This is a genomic window from Pseudomonas frederiksbergensis, from assembly GCF_000802155.2.
GTDB lineage: Bacteria > Pseudomonadota > Gammaproteobacteria > Pseudomonadales > Pseudomonadaceae > Aquipseudomonas > Aquipseudomonas frederiksbergensis_A.
This window is the reverse complement of the sequence record NZ_JQGJ02000018.1, coordinates 86,912-104,772: the sequence shown is the minus strand read 5'-3', so window position 1 is coordinate 104,772 and position 17,861 is coordinate 86,912. Positions and strand designations below refer to the sequence as shown.

Genomic DNA, 17,861 nt, shown 5'->3' with positions numbered 1-17,861 from the left:
CTTGACCCTGATGAACCGCTACATCAGCGGTGACAACGTGCACACCGCCACCGTCGATGATGGCAAGGAATGGGGTCGCGAGAGTGAGCTGGCCTACACCGTGCAGAGCGGTGTGCTGAAGAGCCTGAATGTGAAGTGGCGTAACTCGACGATGCGTCGGGATTTCAGCACCAATGAGTTCGATGAGAACCGATTGATCGTCAGCTATCCAATCAGTTTGCTGTAAAGCTGACGTGGTGGGCCAGTCGGCATTGATGTTGGCTTATCTATCGCTATCGCGAGCTTGCTCGCGATGACTTTGGCACATCCAATATCATCGCTAACTGGCACACCGCTTTCGCGAGCAGGCTCGCACACAGGGATCGGGGAAATGTCTTAATCCCGCGATTCGACGCCCAGTTCATCCCAGACCGACTCGGCCAGATGGAAAGTGGCATTGGCCGCCGGAATGCCGCAATAAATGGCGCTCTGCATGATCACTTCCTTGATCTCGCTACGGCTCACGCCATTGTTGGCGGCGGCGCGCAGGTGCAGCTTGAGTTCTTCGTTGCGGTTCATGCCGATCAACATGGCGATGGTGATCAGGCTGCGGGTATGGCGCGGCAGGCCCGGGCGGGTCCAGATGTCGCCCCAGGCATGGCGGGTGATCATCTCCTGGAATTCACTGTTGAATTCGGTCAGGGCATTGAGGCTGCGATCGACATGGGCATCGCCCAGCACGGCGCGGCGCACTTGCATGCCTTCGTCGTAACGTTGTTTCTCGTCCACAAAAAACTCCTCAGGCACGGCCAGAATCAAGCAGGAAATCCAGCACCCGCGCGCTGAAAGCAGCGCCAGCCTGGACGTTGGACAGGTGCGCGGCATGGAACTCGGCGTATTCGGCGCCACTGACGCGCGCTTGGATAAAGTGCCCGCCCGACGGCGGCGTCACCGCATCTTCGGTGCCTGCCACGACCAACAACGGCACGCGGATCGACGACAGTTGCTCGCGCAAATCGGCATCACGCACCGCCGCGCAGTTGGCCGCATAACCCTGGGGCGAGGTCGCAGCCAGCATGTCGGTGATTTTCTTTACCGCCGCGGGATGCGCCTGGGCGAAGTCCGGCGTAAACCAGCGGCCAATCGAGGCGTCACGCAGCGCCACCATCGCCGCTTGGCCGTCGCGCAGCACGGTTTCGATGCGCGGGTTCCACACCGATGGGTCGCCGATCTTGGCTGCGGTGTTGCAGATCACCAGTTTGAGCAGCCGCTCGCCGGCGTTGATTCCCAGCCATTGACCGATCAACCCGCCCATGGACAAGCCACAGAAATGCACCTTGTCGATATTCAACTGATCAAGCATCGCCAGCACATCGCGACCCAGTTGTTCGATGCTGTAGGGGCCTTCGGTCACCAGCGACTGGCCATGACCTCGCGTGTCGAAACGCAGCACACGAAAGTGTTCACTGAAGGCCGGGATCTGCTCGTCCCACATATGCAGGTCGGTGCCCAGGGAGTTGGAGAGCACCAGCACTGGTGCATCTTCCGGCCCGTCCAATCGGTAGTTCAGATCGCCCTCGGCGAGTTTGACGAATCCCACAACAATCTCCTTTCAGGCGTTCAAGGCAAGGTGTTCGGCCACGGCCCGGGCGACCCAGGTCCGGGCTTGTCCCAGGTAATGGGCCGGGTCGAGCAGGCGGTCCAGCTCGGTCGCGGATAACTGTGCGGTGACTTGCGGTTCATCGCCGAGCACAGCGCGCAGATGCCGCTGTTCGGCCACGGCGCGCTTGCAGCATTGTTCAAGCAGATGATGCGCGGTATCACGCCCCACACGCTGGGCCAGGACGATGCTCACCGCTTCAGCCAGCACCAGCCCTTGGGTCAGTTCCAGGTTGCGGGCCATGCGAACGGCATCCACCTCCAGCCCGTCGGCCAGCAGGCGCGCCTGTTGCAGCGCGCCCGATACCAGGCAGCAGATCTCTGGCAGGGTTTCCCATTCGGCGTGCCACAGGCCCAGGCTGCGCTCGTGTTCCTGGGGCATGGCGCTGAACAGCGTCGACAGCAGGCCAGGCACCCGTGTTGCCGCGCCGATCAGCACGGCAGCTCCCACGGGGTTGCGCTTGTGGGGCATGGTGGACGAACCGCCCTTGCCCGCCGCAGAGGGTTCGAACGCTTCGCCGGCCTCGGTCTGCATCAACAAACTCATATCGCGCCCCAGCTTGCCCAGGCTGCCGGCGATCAGGCCCAGCACCGCACCGAACTCCACCAGGCGATCGCGCTGGGTGTGCCACGGCTGTTCCGGCAGGTCCAATTGCAGCTCGGCAGCCAGCGCCTCGGCGACCGGCAGAGCATGTTCACCCAAGGCAGCGAGCGTCCCGGACGCGCCGCCGAATTGCAGCACCAGCAAGCGCGGCTTGAGTTCGCGCAAGCGTTGGCGACTGCGGGTGATTGCCCCCAGCCAACCGGCGATCTTCATGCCCAGGGTCACCGGCGTGGCGTGTTGCAGCCAGGTGCGTCCGGCCAGCGGCGTCGCGGCATAACGTTCGGCTTGTCGGGCCAGGGTGATCGCCAGTTGCGCCAACTCATACTCGATCAGGCCCAACGCCTGGCGCAGTTGCAGCACCAGCCCGCTGTCCATTACATCCTGGCTGGTGGCGCCCAAATGCACGTAACGCTCAGCTTCGGCGCTGTCGGTGGCGATGCGCTTGCCCAACGCCTTGACCAGCGGGATCGCCGAATTGCCGGCGCTGGCAATCGCTTCGCTCAACGCCGAAAAATCGTACAGCTGGGCACGACAGGCGTTCTCGATCGGCGCCACGGCGTCCTGGGGTATCAACCCCACTCGCGCTTGTGCCCGGGCCAATGCAGCCTCGACATCCAGCATGGCTTGCACCCGCCCCGCATCGCAGAACACTTCGCGCATGTCGCGGGCGGTGAAGTAGGCATCGAACAGCTGATTGCCCGGTCGTTCGCTCATAAACAATCCTTGGGTGCGCCGGCCTCACGGCCGGCGCGGTTGGGTCAAAGGTCGTGGTGCAAATACGCCGGTTGCTTGGGCAGGCGCAGGCTGAACAGAAACGCCACCACCATCATCACCGTGACATACCAGTAAAAGGCGTTTTCCATGCCCTGGGCCTTCAGGCTCAAGGCGACGTATTCGGCCGATCCGCCAAAAATCGCATTCGCCACCGCGTAGGCCAACCCTACTCCCAGCGCGCGCACTTCAGGTGGAAACATTTCGGCTTTCACCAAGCCGCTGATGGAGGTGTAGAAACTGACGATCGCCAGCGCCAGCGTGATCAGGACGAATGCCAGGAACGGGCTGCTGATGCTTTTGAGCGTCAGCAGGATCGGCACCGTGCACAGCGCGCCCAGGCCACCGAACCAGAGCATCGAATTACGCCGGCCGATCTTGTCCGCCAGCATGCCGAACAGCGGCTGCATGCACATATAGAGGAACAGCGCGCCGGTCATGATGTAGCTGGCGGTCTTGGCGTGCAGGCCGGCGGTGTTCACCAGGTATTTCTGCATATAAGTGGTGAAGGTGTAGAAAATCAGCGAACCGCCGGCGGTGTAGCCCAGTACGGTGATGAACGCCGCCTTGTGGTCGCGAAACAACGCCGCGATGCTGCCGGCGTCCTTGTTTTCGCGCATTTCCTTGCTGCTGGTTTCTTTCAGCGAGCGGCGCAGGAACAGGGAAATCAACGCCGCCACGGCGCCGACCACGAACGGGATCCGCCAGCCGTAGGCACGCAATTCGTCTTCGTTGAGAAACTGTTGCAGGATCACCACCAGCGACACCGCCAGCAGTTGGCCGCCAATCAACGTCACGTACTGGAACGAGGCAAAGAAGCCGCGCTGGCCTTTCAGTGCGACTTCGCTCATGTAGGTGGCGGTGGTGCCGTACTCGCCGCCCACCGACAGGCCTTGCAGCAAACGAGCGAACAACAACAGCACCGGCGCCCAGACGCCGATGTCGTTGTAGGTGGGCAGGCAGGCGATGAGCAACGAGCCGAAGCACATCATCAGCACTGAGATCATCATCGAATTCTTGCGCCCGTGACGGTCCGCCACCCGGCCAAAAATCCAGCCACCGATGGGCCGCATCAGGAACCCGGCGGCGAACACACCTGCGGTGTTGACCAGTTGCACGGTGGGGTTGTCCGACGGGAAGAACGCCGGCGCGAAATAGATCGCGCAGAATGCATAGACATAGAAGTCGAACCATTCGACCAGGTTGCCGGATGAGGCACCGACGATGGCGAAGATGCGTTTGCTGCGCTCCTCACCGGTGTAGTGGCTGATTGGGGTGGTCATAGGCTATTCACTCGTTGGGGACTGACGACGTCTAGACACACTTCGTAACAGTCCCGTTCCACAAACAGGCTTTCAAGCACCGCGCCGCCATCGCGAGCAAGCGCGCTCTCAGAGCGGTGCGCCCTCGCCACGGGTTTCAATCAGTAATCGAAGAACACCGTCTCGGCATCCGTGCCCTGCAGGATCACATTCCACTGATACATCCCCGACGCATCCGGCTTGGCGATGATGGTGCCGCGACGCTCCTCGGGCACGCAGGCCAGCAGCGGGTCAGCTTCGTTGGCCTGTTCACCGTCAAAGTAGATCCGCGTCAGCAAGTGCTTGACCAACCCGCGAGCGAACACCAGCACCACAAGATGCGGCGCCTGGGTCGTACCGCCCAACCCCGGCACAGTGCCCGGCTTGATGGTGGTGAAGCGGAAGCGCCCTTCGGCATCCACCGGCACCCGGCCGAAACCTTCGAAGTGCGGGTCCAGGGGTTTGTCCTGGTCATCTTCCGGATGGGCGTATTTGCCGGCGGCGTTGGCCTGCCAGACTTCCAGCATCGCGTCGTTGACGAATTGGCCATTGCCATCGACCACCTGCCCGGTGATCGCCACGCGCTGGCCGAGGGTCTGGGCGTCGGTCAGGTCTTCACGGTTCAGCCACGTCAGGCCGATGTGGTAGTAAGGCCCGACGGTATGGGATGTAGTGGCGTTGAGCGTCATCTTATTTCTCCATCGGCGTGGCATCGCGGCCGCGCAAGACGATGTCCCAGCGATAACCGAGGGCGTAGTGAGGGACGGTTTTTTCCAGGTCGAAACGGGCGATCAGGCGTTCCTTGGCACGGGTGTCCGGCACGCAGTTGTAGATCGGGTCGTATTCCAGCAACGGGTCGCCCGGGAAATACATCTGCGTCACCAGGCGCGTCAGGATACTCGGCCCGAACAGTGAAAAATGGATATGGGCCGGGCGCCAGGCGTTGTGGTGGTTGCCCCACGGATAGGCGCCGGGCTTGATGGTCTGGAACTGATACCAGCCATCGGCGTCGGTGACGGTGCGACCAGTGCCGGTGAAGTTCGGGTCCAGCGGCGCGTCATGGTTGTCGCGGTCATGGTTATAGCGACCGGCGGCGTTGGCCTGCCAGATCTCCACGAGGATGCCCGGCACCGGCTGGCCATGCTCATCCAGCACGCGTCCGTGGATGATGATCCGCTCGCCGAGCGGCTCACCGGCATGCTGGGCGGTCAGGTCGTGGTCCTTTTCCTTCAGGCGATCAGCACCTACGGTCGGGCCGGTAATTTCCGACAGCGAATGGGGCAAATACACCAGCGGCTTCGACGGCGAGCGCAGGTTGGTGGACTGGTAGGACGGGTGCAGGTACTCCGGCTGAGTGCCCGCTTGCGGGCGACGGTAACCAGGCTTGTCAGTCATGAAGCATTCCTCGGTTCTTATTAGTAGAGCGACCGTCAGACGCGTTCGATCGCCAGCGCCAGACCTTGGCCGACGCCGACGCACATGGTCGCCAGGCCTTTCTTGCCGCCCGTTTTTTCCAATTGATGCAGCGCCGTCATCACCAACCGCGCCCCGCTCATGCCCAGGGGATGGCCGAGGGCGATGGCGCCGCCGTTCGGGTTGACCTGCGGCGCATCGTCGGCCAGCCCCAGGTCCCGCAGCACCGCAAGACCCTGGCTGGCAAACGCTTCATTGAGCTCGATCACATCAAAATCCGCCACCGCGAGGCCCAGACGTTCCGTGAGCTTGCGCACCGCCGGCACCGGGCCGATGCCCATCACCCGTGGCGCAACGCCGGCGCTGGCCATGCCCAGCACTTTGCCGCGCGGCGTCAGGCCATGTTTTTTCACCGCTTCGGCCGATGCCAGGATCAGTGCCGCCGCGCCATCGTTGACTCCCGAAGCGTTGCCGGCGGTGACAGTCTTGTCAGCGCCATTGACCGGCTTGAGTTTGCTCAAGGTCTCCAGGGTAGTGTCCGCACGGGGATGCTCGTCCTGCTCGACCACGGTTTCGCCTTTTTTATGGGCGATGCGCACCGGCACTATTTCCTCGGCGAAAAAACCGCATGTCTGGGCCGCTGCCGCCCGTTGCTGGCTGCGCACGGCGAAAGCATCCTGATCGGCGCGGGAGACTGTGTAATCGTCAGCCACGTTATCCGCTGTCTGCGGCATCGCTTCCACGCCGTACTGGGCTTTCATCAATGGGTTGATGAAGCGCCAGCCGATGGTCGTGTCTTCCAGCTTCATGTTGCGGGAAAACGCCGCGTCGGCCTTGCCCATCACGAACGGCGCGCGGGACATCGATTCAACACCGCCGGCGATGGCCAGTTCCATCTCGCCGCAGGCAATGGCGCGGAACGCGGTGCCGATGGCGTCCATGCCCGAGGCGCAGAGGCGATTGACGGTCACGCCGGGAATGCTTTCCGGCAGGCCCGCCAACAGCAGCGCCATGCGCGCCACGTTGCGGTTGTCCTCGCCGGCCTGGTTGGCGCAGCCGAGAAACACCTCGTCCACTGCGTTCCAATCTACCGATGGGTTGCGCTCCATCAGTGCCTTGATCGGCACCGCCGCCAAGTCATCGGCACGCACGGCGGCCAAACCGCCACCAAACCGGCCGATGGGGGTTCGAATCGCATCACAGATATAAACGTCGCGCATCAGGCTTCTCCCGGTGTCTGGCCATGGGCCGACGCGGTACGGGCTTCGAGGTCGCGCAATGCGCGCAGCTCCACTTCGGTCGGCTCGGCGGTAGTCTGCACCTGATCGGCGAAACGGATCGCCCACCCGGTGGCCGCAATGACTTGCTCGCGGGTGACGCCGGGATGCAGGGAGGTGACCACGAATTCATGGCTGCCGGCCTCCGGCTCCATGATGCACAAGTCAGTGATGATCCCTACCGGGCCGGCGCCCGGCAGGCCCAAACGCTTGCGCGAATCGCCGCCTTCGCCGTGACCGACCGAGGTGATGAAGTCCAGCTTGTCGACAAACGAACGCGCCGACTGCTTGAGGATGATCAGCACGCTCTTGGCGGAACCGGCGATCTCCGGCGCGCCACCGGCACCCGGCAAGCGCACTTTCGGTTGATGGTAGTCGCCCACCACCGTGGTGTTGATGTTACCGAAACGGTCGACCTGGGCCGCGCCGAGGAAACCGACGTCGATACGTCCGCCCTGCAACCAGTAGCGAAAAATCTCACCGGTCGGGACGACGGTGTCGGCGGTTTCAGCCAGTTCACCGTCGCCGATGGACAGCGGCAATACGCTGGGCTTGGCACCGATCGGGCCGGATTCGTAGATGAGGACTACATCGGGTGACGAAGTCAGCCGCGCCAGGTTGGCCGCTTTCGACGGCAGGCCGATGCCGACGAAGCACACGGCATTGTTCTTCAAGCGCCGCGCCGCGGCGACGGTCATCATTTCGTTGGTGGAGTAGCTCATGGTTTCACCTGCGAAGCGGCTGCCAATCGGGCCTGGAATTCACTGAAGTCCCGGGTGCCATGGATGTATTCGTTGATCCATGCGGTAAAGGTCTCACGGTCCCGGGCGATCGGATCCCACGCCTGGTAGAAACGGTTGTCACGTTCGGTGTAACCGTGGGCGTAGGACGGATGAGCACCGCCGGGGACGTGGCACACGGCGCTCAATGCCCAGGTCGGCAGCACGCAGGCGTTCATCGGCGCGTTCAGGTCGTCGACGATTTCCTCCACGGTGACGATGCAACGCTTGGCAGCCAGGGCGGCTTCTTTCTGCACGCCGAGGATGCCCCACAACAGCACGTTGCCCCTGCGGTCGGCTTTCTGCGCGTGAATCACCGTAACGTCCGGACGCACCGAAGGCACGGCGGCCAGGACTTCACCAGTGAAGGGACAGGTCACGCTCTTGATCAGCGGGTTGACCTTCGGCAGGTCGGAACCGGCGTAGGCTCGCAGCACCGCGAACGGTAGGCCGGAGGCGCCGGCGACGTAGGCATTGGCCAGGTCGGCGTGGCTGTGCTCCTCGATTTCCAGTGAGTGCGGCCATTGTTTTTCCACCGCGTCACGCAACCGGTGCAACGAGCCCACGCCAGGGTTGCCCCCCCAGGAAAAAATCAGCTTGCGAGCACAACCGGCGCCGATCAATTGGTCATAGATCAGGTCGGGCGTCATGCGGACCAGGGTCAGTTCTTTTTTGCCCTGACGAATGATTTCATGACCCGCCGCTGTCGGGATCAAGTGGGTGAAGCCTTCGAGCGCGACGGTATCGCCGTCGTTGACGAATTGCTTCACCGCGTCGTGCAGCGAAAGGATTTCAGCCATGGGGCAGGCTCCCGTTTTCCAGTAGACCGACATGAAGAAGCAGCGCGAGATCAAGCGCCGGAGTGGCTGAAGATTAAGCTTCGGGAAGACGGCAAAACAATCCGATAATCGACACAGTGTGCGTTTATCGAACAGATTGTTGTTTGGCTATCGATTTGCCCTGCCATCGAAAACACGCGGGACCTGTGGCGAGGGAGCTTGCTCCCTCGCCACAGGTGAGGACTCAGGCTCAGAAAATCTCAGGTCGCATCCGCATGGCTGACCATGCCCTTGATCACCACCGCCGTGGTCGCCAGGGCTGCGGGGATGACCAACGCGGTCAGGACCTGTTCAAAGTTCCACCCCAGCCCCAGCAGCGTGGCGCCCATCCAGGCGCCCAGGATAGCGCCGAACCGGCCGATGCCCAGCATCCACGAAACACCGGTGGCCCGGCCCTGGGTCGGGTAGAAACGCGCCGCGAGGGACGGCATCGCCGACTGGGCGCCGTTGACACACATCCCGGCCACCAGCACCAAGGTCGCTAGCAGAGTGATATTGCCCAGGCTCTGCCCTACCGCGTAGGCAAATATCCCGGCCATCAGGTAGAAAATACCGATGACCTTGTGCGGATTGAACCGGTCCATCGCCCAGCCCACGCCAACGGCGCTAAGCACCCCACCGAACTGGAACAGCGCGCCGATGAACGCCGCCTGCTCCATGCTCGCGCCACTGTCGCGCATCAGGGTCGGCAACCAGCTGGTCAGAAGATAAACAATTACCAGGCCCATGAAATAGGTGAGCCACAGCAACAACGTCCCCGCGCTGTACGTGCCCGAGAAAATCACCGCCAACACATTGCGCGCCTTAACGGTTTTCTGTTCCGGCACGCTGAAGCTGGACGCCTGAGCGATGGTCGGCGGGTCAATCGGCGCCAGGGTCTTGCGTACTTTGTCCGTGCCACGGTTACGCACCACCAGGTAACGCGCCGACTCCGGCAACCAGAACAACAGCACGACCGCGAGCATCAATGGCAGGACGCCGCCAATCAGCAGCAGGCTGTGCCAGCCGAATGCAGGGATCAACTTGGCCGAGATGAAACCGCCACCGGCCATGCCAAGGTTGAAGCCGCAGAACATGCTCGTGACCAGCAGTGACTTCTTGCGCTCCGGCGTGTACTCGGAAAGCAGCGTCGTAGCGTTCGGCATGCCAGCGCCCAGGCCCAGGCCCGTCAGGAAACGCAACACCAGTAATTGGTCGACATTGGTGCTGTAGGCCGAGGCCAGGCTGAACGCGCCAAACAGGACGACGGCCCCGACCAGCACGACTTTGCGCCCAAAGCGATCGGCCAACGGGCCGGAACCCAACGCGCCGAAGACCATGCCGATCAACGCGGCACTCATCACCGGCCCAAGGCTGGCCCGGTCGATGCCCCAATCCTGGGACAGGGCCGGCGCGATGAAGCCCATTGCCGCGGTATCGAGGCCGTCGAGGAAAACAATCAGGAAACAGAGAATGACCACGCGCCATTGATAACGCGAGATCGGTTGAGCATTGATGAAGGACTGCACATCGAGGCAAGTGCCTACGGAAGTCTGGGGCTGGTTCATTTTATTTTTATTCCACGCAAGAAACGCCAGATGACGCTGCGCGACATTAATGAGGCCGGGCGAATACCGTCAATTCGCCACAGCCGAGTGTGTGCGTTTATCGAACAGGTTAAGAGAACAGCTGCGCGCTCAAATCGCGGCTGGCCCCCAGCAGGCCCGGCAGGAAGCGTTGCTCCAACTCATTGCGGCTGACACGCCCGGCATGGGTGCTGACGTTCAGCGCCGCGACCACTTGGCCCGACGCGTCATAGACCGGCACGGCAATCGAGCGAAGGCCCTGTTCCAATTCCTGATCGACGATGCACCAGCCTTGTTGACGAACCTGCTGCAAACATTCAAGGAGCGCCTCGGGTGTATGCAGGGTCCGGCTGGTCTTGGCTTGCAGATCGGCATGGTCGAGGTAATCGCGCAGGGAAGCGTCATCCAAAGCCGCCAACAGGATCCTGCCCATGGACGTGCAGTAGGCCGGCAGCCGGCCGCCGACGGACAAGTCCACGGAAATCAATCGCTGGGTCGTCGCCGACCGGGCGATGTAGAGAATATCGTCGCCTTCGAGCGTGGCCATGTTGCAGGCCTCATGCAACTGTTCGCTCATGCGATCCAGATAGGGCTGGGCGGACACGGCCAACGGCGTCGACGACAGATAGGCATGGCCCAGGGTCAGGACTTTGGGCAGCAATGAATAGGTACGTCCATCCGTGGTCGCATAACCGAGCTTGATCAAGGTGTGCAGGCAACGGCGGACAGCCGCGCGGGGAATTTCCGTGCGATGGCTGATTTGAGCGATGGTCAGGTGCCGCTTGCGCTCTTGGAAAGCCTGGACCACGGCCAGCCCACGGGCGAGTGAGGTCATGAAATCCGGATCGCCCGTCATGGCCTGGATCCGCTTGGCCGGCGAGGCGACAATCGGCGGCGCTACTGACGTGAAGGCGTTGCGCAATTGGTCATTCATGTCCGGTCCTCGGGAGATTGACGGCTATTACAAGCGGCTGCCCGGCCCAGAGGCAAGGACTTGGCCACCAAGACCGTTCGATTATCGAACCGGCGACCGATAATCGCAATTCGCGCGAACGACCCAGCGCCTTTCGATACCGTGCCAATGCGCTCGCTCAGCTGAGAATAAAACAGCCTGGCGATTGAATTGGCAAACGCACGCCCATTATTGAACTTGTGGCACGTCTCGGAACTCTGTTGACACAACTAGTACAAACAAACATTGGTTCACACAAGGCGACGGTTGTTTTAACTTTTACCGATAGTGTTATTCAGATGGACCGCTATAATGCGCTCAGTGACGGTGCGGCCATTCGGCCTGTCCTGTCCGCAGGCACTGCAGTTCTCTACTGTTGTGCCGGCAGCCGGTGCGTGAAGCACCCATGACCGCTTCCCCTGTATCGGCAATATCCCGAAGTCCTGATGCTACGTCAGCTGTCAGCTCTGGTGCCGTGGCCGTCTGCATGACCGCATGCAGTGCGTATCACCAGATTAATTTCAATTCATTAGGTAATACTGTGACGAAAGACGAACTGCGCGCGGAACTTGAGCGCCAGGAACAACGTTACAAGGAAGTCTACGGCGGGGAGATCACCACCTACGCCGCGCAGCCCGAGCCGGAACGCAAACCTTGGCGTAAACGCGCCACCGTTCAGGACCAGGCTTTCAGCCAGGAACTTCAAAAGATGGAGAAGGAACTCAAGACCGAAGAAGGATGACCTCGCGCACTTGATGTTCTTGCCGACCGTGTCCGGTCGCCACCCAGGCCGGATTCGCAAAGGAATGCCCGCCAAAAGCGGGCCACCTTTACTGCCCAGCCATCGGTCGGGGAACTGGAAAGATCGCTCCTCCCTTCAGTTTTTTTCCCCCTGCTGGTCCCAACCGAGGCGAACCCGGCAACAGGGCTTTTGGCCTTGTAAACAAAGGCTTGCGCCTCCCAAACGGACCCCGCACGGGACAGGCCCGGCCCCGGTCGCTTAGCAGAAGATTGTTACCGATTAGCAGGCAATGCATCGATTAGTGAGGTTTTCTGGCATAATCGCGCCCCCTTATGACCGGGTCAGAAAACCTTCATGATCGATTTATTCAGCGGACTGGATGCTTGGGTGCTCGTGAGCCTCTTGCTCGCCCTGGCTTTTGTCCTCGCCTTCGAGTTCATCAACGGCTTTCATGACACCGCTAACGCGGTTGCCACTGTTATCTACACCAAAGCCATGCCGCCTCACTTGGCGGTGTTCTTTTCCGGTGTGTTCAATTTCCTCGGCGTGCTGCTGGGTGGCGTGGGGGTGGCGTATGCCATCGTTCACTTGCTGCCAGTGGAACTGCTGATCAACGTGAACACCGGACACGGGTTGGCCATGGTGTTCTCGCTGCTCGCGGCGGCCATCACCTGGAACCTGGGCACCTGGTACTTCGGTATCCCTGCGTCCAGCTCCCATACCCTGATCGGCTCGATCCTCGGCGTCGGCCTGGCCAACGCACTGATCAACGACATTGCGCTGCGCGATGGGGTGAATTGGCAGAAAGCGATCGATATCGGGGCTTCCCTGGTGTTCTCGCCCATGGCCGGCTTCCTGATCGCCGCCCTGGTGTTGATCAGTCTGAAATGGTGGCGCCCGCTGTCGAAGATGCACAAGACGCCGGAACAGCGCCGCAAGATCGACGACAAGAAACATCCGCCATTCTGGAATCGCCTGGTACTGGTGATCTCCGCCATGGCCGTCAGCTTCGTCCATGGCTCCAACGACGGCCAGAAAGGTATCGGCCTGATCATGCTGGTGTTGATCGGTATCGTGCCCGCACAGTTCGTTCTCGACCTGAACAGCACCACCTACCAGATCGAGCGGACTCGTGACGCGACCCTGCACTTGAGCCAGTTCTACAAGCGTAACAGTGAGTCCCTTGGCGAATTCCTCGCCTTGGGCAAGAGCGTCGAAGGCGACCTGCCGGAGAAATTCCGCTGCAACCCGCAACAGACCGAACCGACCATCAACGCGCTGCTCGACACGCTGAAAGGCGTTGCGGACTATCATTCGCTGCCGTCGGAAAGCCGTATCGAGGTGCGCCGCTACTTGCTCTGCCTGGATGACACGGCGAAGAAGGTCGGCAAGCTGCCAGGCTTGGCGGCGCGTGAGAAAGACGACCTGAACAAGCTGCGCAAGGACCTGACGGCGACTACCGAATACGCACCGTTCTGGGTAATCCTGGCGGTCGCGTTGGCACTGGGCCTTGGCACCATGGTCGGTTGGAAACGCGTGGTACTGACCATCGGCGAGAAGATCGGCAAGCAAGGCATGACCTACGCCCAAGGCATGTCGGCCCAGATCACCACCGCCTGCATGATTGGCGCGGCGAACATCTTCAGCCTGCCGGTTTCCACCACTCACGTATTGTCTTCCGGCGTGGCGGGCACCATGGTCGCCAACAAGAGCGGCCTGCAAGGCGGCACGGTCAAGACCATCCTCCTGGCCTGGGTGCTGACCTTGCCGGCGACAGTGGCGCTGTCGGCGGCGCTGTTCTGGCTGGCGTCCAAGGCCATCAGCGGCTGAGCCCTCGGCAGTAATTGAAAAAGGTGCGTTCCTTGCGGTTCGCACCTTTTTTTATGCCCGGACACCTGACTCCTGCGAGCACGCTCCCACAAATGGCTTTTGTGTGAAACAGGAAAGTCTGCCCAAAAAAAAGGGCGACCGAAGTCGCCCAAAATGCCTTGCGTGCTCGTTGTCGCTGGAAAGACCTACGGCTTCTTGCGCTTGTGTGCATCTTTCCAGATGAATAATCCAAAACCTGCGAAGAACACGAACATGAGGCCAACCGTCAACACACCGGCAAACACCACATTATCGAAAAACATGACTGGCCTCCTGGTCTTGCCCCTGTTTCGTTGGAGCCAAGTTAACCAATCAGGCCTGGATGAAAATTGACCGGCGTCAATAACGCTCGCGACGGAGCGAAAAGGAGGGGGAATAACTGATCTGCATCAATGAATCGAGGGGGGCTTAGCGCTTTTTCGGTTTGTTTTTCGGTTTTTTCTTTGGTTTGCCCAGCGGCATGGCCTGCTCGAAAGCCTGGCGAACTTCATTGAGGCGTTTTTCATTGAGGTCGTGAACGCGCTTGGCACGCTCAGCGCCCAGGTCAATCAGCTTGTTTTCTTGGCTCATGGTGTGTCGGCATCGTACGGTGAATTGCGAATGCGCCCATGATGCGGACTGTAGCCGGCCTTGACCAGCCCGACCGTCTCGGCAGGCCTGGATCAGATCTGGATATCGACCCACAGGCCTTGGCGCGCCTCTCCTTCCACCAGCGGTACGACCGGCACGGTGTTATCGGCGTTCAGCTCGGTGCCCGGCACCGCCAGGTGCTCCTCGGGATCTTCATCGGCTTCACGGCGGCGCCGTTCCCGGTCCTGCTGGCGACGCTGTTCCTCGCGCAGCAATAAAGCGGTTTCTTCAGGATCACGCTTTTGCAGGTCGATGGTGCTTTCGTTGGAGCTTTGCTGGACAGGGACCACGGGCGGAATATCCGGTCGCGGACGGATCGGATCCTGCTGCGCGGTAACGGGTACGGCGCTCAAAGGAAGCATGGGTGGCAACATAAAGGTCTCCTGTCTTCAGGTTGTCGGCTGTGGCGGGGCCAGCTTTAACCGCTGGTCCGAAAGTTGTGACCCGGTTGGCATTCCGCCCTGCCGGCCCACAAGCTTGTTTGATCGCGCAACCCGTTTAAGTTCCCTTGGCCAGGTTGACGGGGCAAGCCTGCATGAGGCCGGGATATGTGCGTAAATCCTTTGGTCTGGCGGCTCATTCCGTTAAGATAGCCGGCTTTTTCACGGCGGGAGTCAGGCAGCATGGCGCAGCAGTATCAACCGGGGCAACGCTGGATCAGTGACAGCGAAGCCGAGCTGGGTTTAGGCACCGTTCTGGCACAGGATGGCCGCTTGTTGACCGTGCTCTATCCGGCCACTGGCGACACTCGCCAGTACGCGCTACGGAATGCGCCCCTGACCCGCGTTCGGTTTTCGCCGGGCGACGTGATCACTCATTTCGAAGGCTGGAAAATGACCGTGCGCGAAGTCGACGATGTCGACGGATTGCTGGTCTACCACGGTCTGAATGGGCAGAACGAAGTCGTCACGCTGCCGGAAACCCAGCTGTCGAACTTTATCCAGTTCCGCCTGGCCAGCGACCGCCTGTTTGCCGGCCAGATCGACCCACTGGCCTGGTTCTCCCTGCGGTACCACACCCTGGAACATACCAGCCGCCAATTGCAGTCCCCGCTCTGGGGCCTGGGCGGCGTCCGCGCCCAACCCATTGCCCACCAACTGCACATCGCCCGCGAAGTGGCTGATCGCATTGCGCCACGCGTGCTGCTGGCGGACGAAGTGGGCCTGGGCAAGACCATCGAAGCCGGCCTGATCATCCACCGCCAGCTGCTTTCCGGGCGCGCCAGCCGCATCCTGATCCTGGTCCCGGAAAACCTCCAGCATCAATGGCTGGTGGAAATGCGCCGACGCTTCAATCTGCAGGTTGCGCTGTTCGACGAAGAACGTTTCATCGAAAGCGATGCCAGCAATCCATTCGAAGACACCCAACTGGCGCTGGTGGCGCTGGAGTGGCTGGTAGACGACGAGAAGGCCCAGGACGCGCTGTTTGCCGCCGGCTGGGACTTGATGGTGGTCGACGAAGCCCATCACCTGGTCTGGCATGAAGACCATGTCAGCCCCCAATACGCACTGGTCGAGCAACTTGCCGAAACCATTCCCGGCGTACTGCTGCTGACCGCGACGCCGGAGCAATTGGGCCAGGACAGCCATTTCGCCCGCCTGCGCCTGCTGGACCCGAACCGCTTCCACGACCTGCAAGCCTTCCGCGCCGAAAGCGAGAACTATCGCCCGGTGGCCGAAGCCGTCCAGGAACTGCTGGACAAAGGTCGCCTGTCGCCCGAAGCCCACCAGACCATCCATGGTTTCCTGGGCAACGAAGGCGAAGCGCTGCTGACCGCCGTCAATGATGGCGACATCGAAGCCAGCGCCCGCCTGGTTCGCGAATTGCTCGACCGCCATGGCACCGGCCGGGTGCTGTTCCGCAATACCCGCGCCGCCGTACAGGGCTTCCCGGAGCGCAAGCTGCACGCCTATCCGCTGCCTTGCCCGGACGAATACCTCGAACTGCCGCTGGGCGATCACGCCGAGCTGTACCCGGAAGTCAGCTTCCAGGCCCAGCCGGACGCCAGCGAAGAAGAGCGCTGGTGGAAATTCGACCCGCGCGTCGAATGGCTGATCGACCAGCTGAAAATGCTCAAGCGCACCAAGGTCCTGGTGATCTGCGCCCACGCCGAAACTGCCATGGACCTGGAAGATGCCCTGCGCGTACGCTCCGGCATCCCGGCCACGGTGTTCCATGAAGGCATGAACATTCTGGAACGCGACCGCGCCGCCGCTTACTTCGCCGATGAAGAATTCGGCGCGCAAGTATTGATCTGTTCGGAAATCGGCAGTGAAGGTCGCAACTTCCAGTTCGCTCATCACTTGGTCCTGTTCGATCTGCCGTCGCACCCGGACCTGCTGGAACAGCGGATCGGCCGCCTGGACCGTATCGGCCAGAAACACACAATCGAGCTGCACGTGCCCTACCTGGAAACCAGCCCGCAAGCGCGGCTGTTCCAGTGGTATCACGAAGCGCTGAATGCCTTTCTCAATACCTGCCCGACCGGCAATGCCTTGCAGCACCAGTTCGGCCCGCGCCTGCTGCCGCTGCTGGAAGAAGCCGACGATGGCGATTGGCAAGCGCTGATCGACGAGGCCCGCGCAGAACGCGAGCGCCTGGAAGCCGAACTGCACACCGGCCGTGACCGCCTGCTGGAGCTCAACTCCGGCGGCGCGGGTGAAGGCGATGCGCTGGTGGAAGCCATTCTCGAACAGGACGACCAGTTTGCCCTGCCGATCTATATGGAGACTTTGTTCGACGCCTTCGGCATCGACAGCGAGGACCACTCCGACAACGCGCTGATCCTCAAGCCGAGCGAAAAAATGCTCGACGCCAGCTTCCCCTTGGGCGACGACGAAGGCGTGACCATCACCTACGACCGCAACCAGGCCTTGTCTCGCGAAGACATGCAGTTCATTACCTGGGAGCACCCGATGGTGCAAGGCGGCATGGACCTGGTGCTGTCCGGTTCCATGGGCAACACCGCCGTGGCGCTGATCAAGAACAAGGCGCTCAAGCCCGGCACTGTGTTGCTGGAGCTGCTCTATGTCAGTGAGGTGGTTGCGCCGCGCTCACTGCAACTGGGTCGCTACCTGCCACCGGCCGCCCTGCGCTGCCTGTTGGACGCCAACGGCAACGACCTGGCCGCCCGGGTCTCGTTCGAAACCCTGAACGACCAGCTCGAAAGCGTGCCCCGCGCCAGCGCCAACAAGTTCATCCAGGCCCAGCGCGACCAGCTCGCGCCGCGGATCAACGCCGGCGAGCAGAAGATCACCCCGCGCCATGCCGAGCGCGTGGCCGAGGCTCAACGTCGTCTTGCGGCTGATACCGAAGAAGAATTGGCACGTTTGACCGCCCTGCAAGCGGTCAACCCTACCGTTCGGGATAGCGAGCTGGAGGCCTTGCGCCAGCAGCGTGAGCAAGGGTTGGCGATGCTGGAGAAGGCGGCGTTGCGGTTGGAGGCGATTCGGGTATTGGTGGCGGGCTGATTTCGGCTGGG

The 17,861-nt window shown here is 61.5% G+C and carries 18 protein-coding genes; 4 read left to right on the top strand and 14 right to left on the bottom strand.

What is annotated here, in order from left to right:
• Positions 1 to 226: OprD family outer membrane porin (locus JZ00_RS24375; protein WP_152668465.1), on the top strand; the 226-nt coding region annotated here is incomplete at its 5' end.
• 149 nt (positions 227 to 375) lie between these two features.
• On the opposite strand, the gene pcaC is transcribed toward JZ00_RS24375, so the two are convergent.
• From pcaC to pcaR, 11 genes are all read right to left on the bottom strand, one after another.
• Positions 376 to 768 carry a 4-carboxymuconolactone decarboxylase gene (gene pcaC / locus JZ00_RS24370; RefSeq protein ID WP_039593837.1) on the bottom strand — a complete coding sequence of 131 codons (393 nt, stop codon included), beginning with the start codon at positions 766 to 768 and terminating at the stop codon, positions 376 to 378.
• A 10-nt stretch (positions 769 to 778) separates the two neighbouring features.
• On the bottom strand, positions 779 to 1,579 hold the full coding sequence (gene pcaD, locus JZ00_RS24365; RefSeq protein WP_039593831.1) for a 3-oxoadipate enol-lactonase: 801 nt from the start codon (positions 1,577 to 1,579) through the stop codon (positions 779 to 781).
• Between the two features lie 12 nt (positions 1,580 to 1,591).
• Complete coding sequence (locus tag JZ00_RS24360) at positions 1,592 to 2,956, bottom strand: 3-carboxy-cis,cis-muconate cycloisomerase (protein ID WP_039593830.1); 1,365 nt, start codon at positions 2,954 to 2,956, stop codon at positions 1,592 to 1,594.
• A 44-nt stretch (positions 2,957 to 3,000) separates the two neighbouring features.
• Positions 3,001 to 4,296, bottom strand: coding sequence for an MFS family transporter (locus JZ00_RS24355; protein ID WP_039593829.1), 1,296 nt, complete (start codon positions 4,294 to 4,296; stop codon positions 3,001 to 3,003).
• Positions 4,297 to 4,436: 140 nt separating this feature from the next.
• Positions 4,437 to 5,003, bottom strand: coding sequence for a protocatechuate 3,4-dioxygenase subunit alpha (pcaG, locus tag JZ00_RS24350; protein ID WP_039593828.1), 567 nt, complete (start codon positions 5,001 to 5,003; stop codon positions 4,437 to 4,439).
• Position 5,004: 1 nt separating this feature from the next.
• Positions 5,005 to 5,709, bottom strand: a complete 705-nt coding sequence (gene pcaH / locus JZ00_RS24345) for a protocatechuate 3,4-dioxygenase subunit beta (protein WP_039593827.1) — start codon at positions 5,707 to 5,709, stop codon at positions 5,005 to 5,007.
• 35 nt (positions 5,710 to 5,744) lie between these two features.
• Positions 5,745 to 6,950, bottom strand: a complete 1,206-nt coding sequence (pcaF, locus tag JZ00_RS24340; RefSeq protein WP_200900498.1) for a 3-oxoadipyl-CoA thiolase — start codon at positions 6,948 to 6,950, stop codon at positions 5,745 to 5,747.
• On the bottom strand, positions 6,947 to 7,726 hold the full coding sequence (locus JZ00_RS24335; protein WP_039593825.1) for a CoA-transferase subunit beta: 780 nt from the start codon (positions 7,724 to 7,726) through the stop codon (positions 6,947 to 6,949). The genes pcaF and JZ00_RS24335 overlap by 4 nt, the downstream gene beginning before the upstream one ends.
• Positions 7,723 to 8,583: a CoA transferase subunit A gene (locus tag JZ00_RS24330; RefSeq protein WP_039593824.1), complete on the bottom strand. Its 861-nt coding sequence runs from the start codon at positions 8,581 to 8,583 to the stop codon at positions 7,723 to 7,725. Before JZ00_RS24330 ends, JZ00_RS24335 begins: the two co-directional genes overlap by 4 nt.
• 239 nt (positions 8,584 to 8,822) lie before the next feature.
• The gene (locus JZ00_RS24325; protein WP_039593823.1) at positions 8,823 to 10,169 is read right to left on the bottom strand and encodes an MFS transporter; all 1,347 of its coding nucleotides are present in this window, start codon (positions 10,167 to 10,169) and stop codon (positions 8,823 to 8,825) included.
• A 109-nt stretch (positions 10,170 to 10,278) separates the two neighbouring features.
• On the bottom strand, positions 10,279 to 11,121 hold the full coding sequence (pcaR, locus tag JZ00_RS24320) for a pca regulon transcriptional regulator PcaR (protein ID WP_039593822.1): 843 nt from the start codon (positions 11,119 to 11,121) through the stop codon (positions 10,279 to 10,281).
• A 559-nt stretch (positions 11,122 to 11,680) separates the two neighbouring features.
• Here pcaR and JZ00_RS24315 point away from each other — a divergent pair.
• Both JZ00_RS24315 and JZ00_RS24310 read left to right on the top strand, forming a co-directional pair.
• Positions 11,681 to 11,881: a hypothetical protein gene (locus tag JZ00_RS24315; protein WP_039593821.1), complete on the top strand. Its 201-nt coding sequence runs from the start codon at positions 11,681 to 11,683 to the stop codon at positions 11,879 to 11,881.
• Between the two features lie 354 nt (positions 11,882 to 12,235).
• Entirely contained in the window at positions 12,236 to 13,711 is a 1,476-nt protein-coding gene (locus JZ00_RS24310; RefSeq protein WP_039593820.1) for an inorganic phosphate transporter, read from the top strand.
• Positions 13,712 to 13,896: 185 nt separating this feature from the next.
• On the opposite strand, the gene ccoM is transcribed toward JZ00_RS24310, so the two are convergent.
• The 3 genes from ccoM to JZ00_RS24300 all read right to left on the bottom strand — a co-directional run bounded on the left by ccoM (position 13,897) and on the right by JZ00_RS24300 (position 14,754).
• Complete coding sequence (ccoM, locus tag JZ00_RS31815; protein WP_025212288.1) at positions 13,897 to 14,013, bottom strand: cytochrome c oxidase subunit CcoM; 117 nt, start codon at positions 14,011 to 14,013, stop codon at positions 13,897 to 13,899.
• 145 nt (positions 14,014 to 14,158) lie between these two features.
• Positions 14,159 to 14,320: a hypothetical protein gene (locus JZ00_RS31285; RefSeq protein ID WP_196304749.1), complete on the bottom strand. Its 162-nt coding sequence runs from the start codon at positions 14,318 to 14,320 to the stop codon at positions 14,159 to 14,161.
• A gap of 92 nt (positions 14,321 to 14,412) precedes the next feature.
• Entirely contained in the window at positions 14,413 to 14,754 is a 342-nt protein-coding gene (locus JZ00_RS24300; protein ID WP_039593819.1) for a hypothetical protein, read from the bottom strand.
• Positions 14,755 to 15,003: 249 nt separating this feature from the next.
• Between JZ00_RS24300 and rapA the strand changes: the two genes are divergently transcribed.
• Positions 15,004 to 17,850, top strand: a complete 2,847-nt coding sequence (gene rapA, locus JZ00_RS24295; protein WP_039593818.1) for an RNA polymerase-associated protein RapA — start codon at positions 15,004 to 15,006, stop codon at positions 17,848 to 17,850.
• The last annotated feature ends 11 nt before the right edge of the window (positions 17,851 to 17,861 follow it).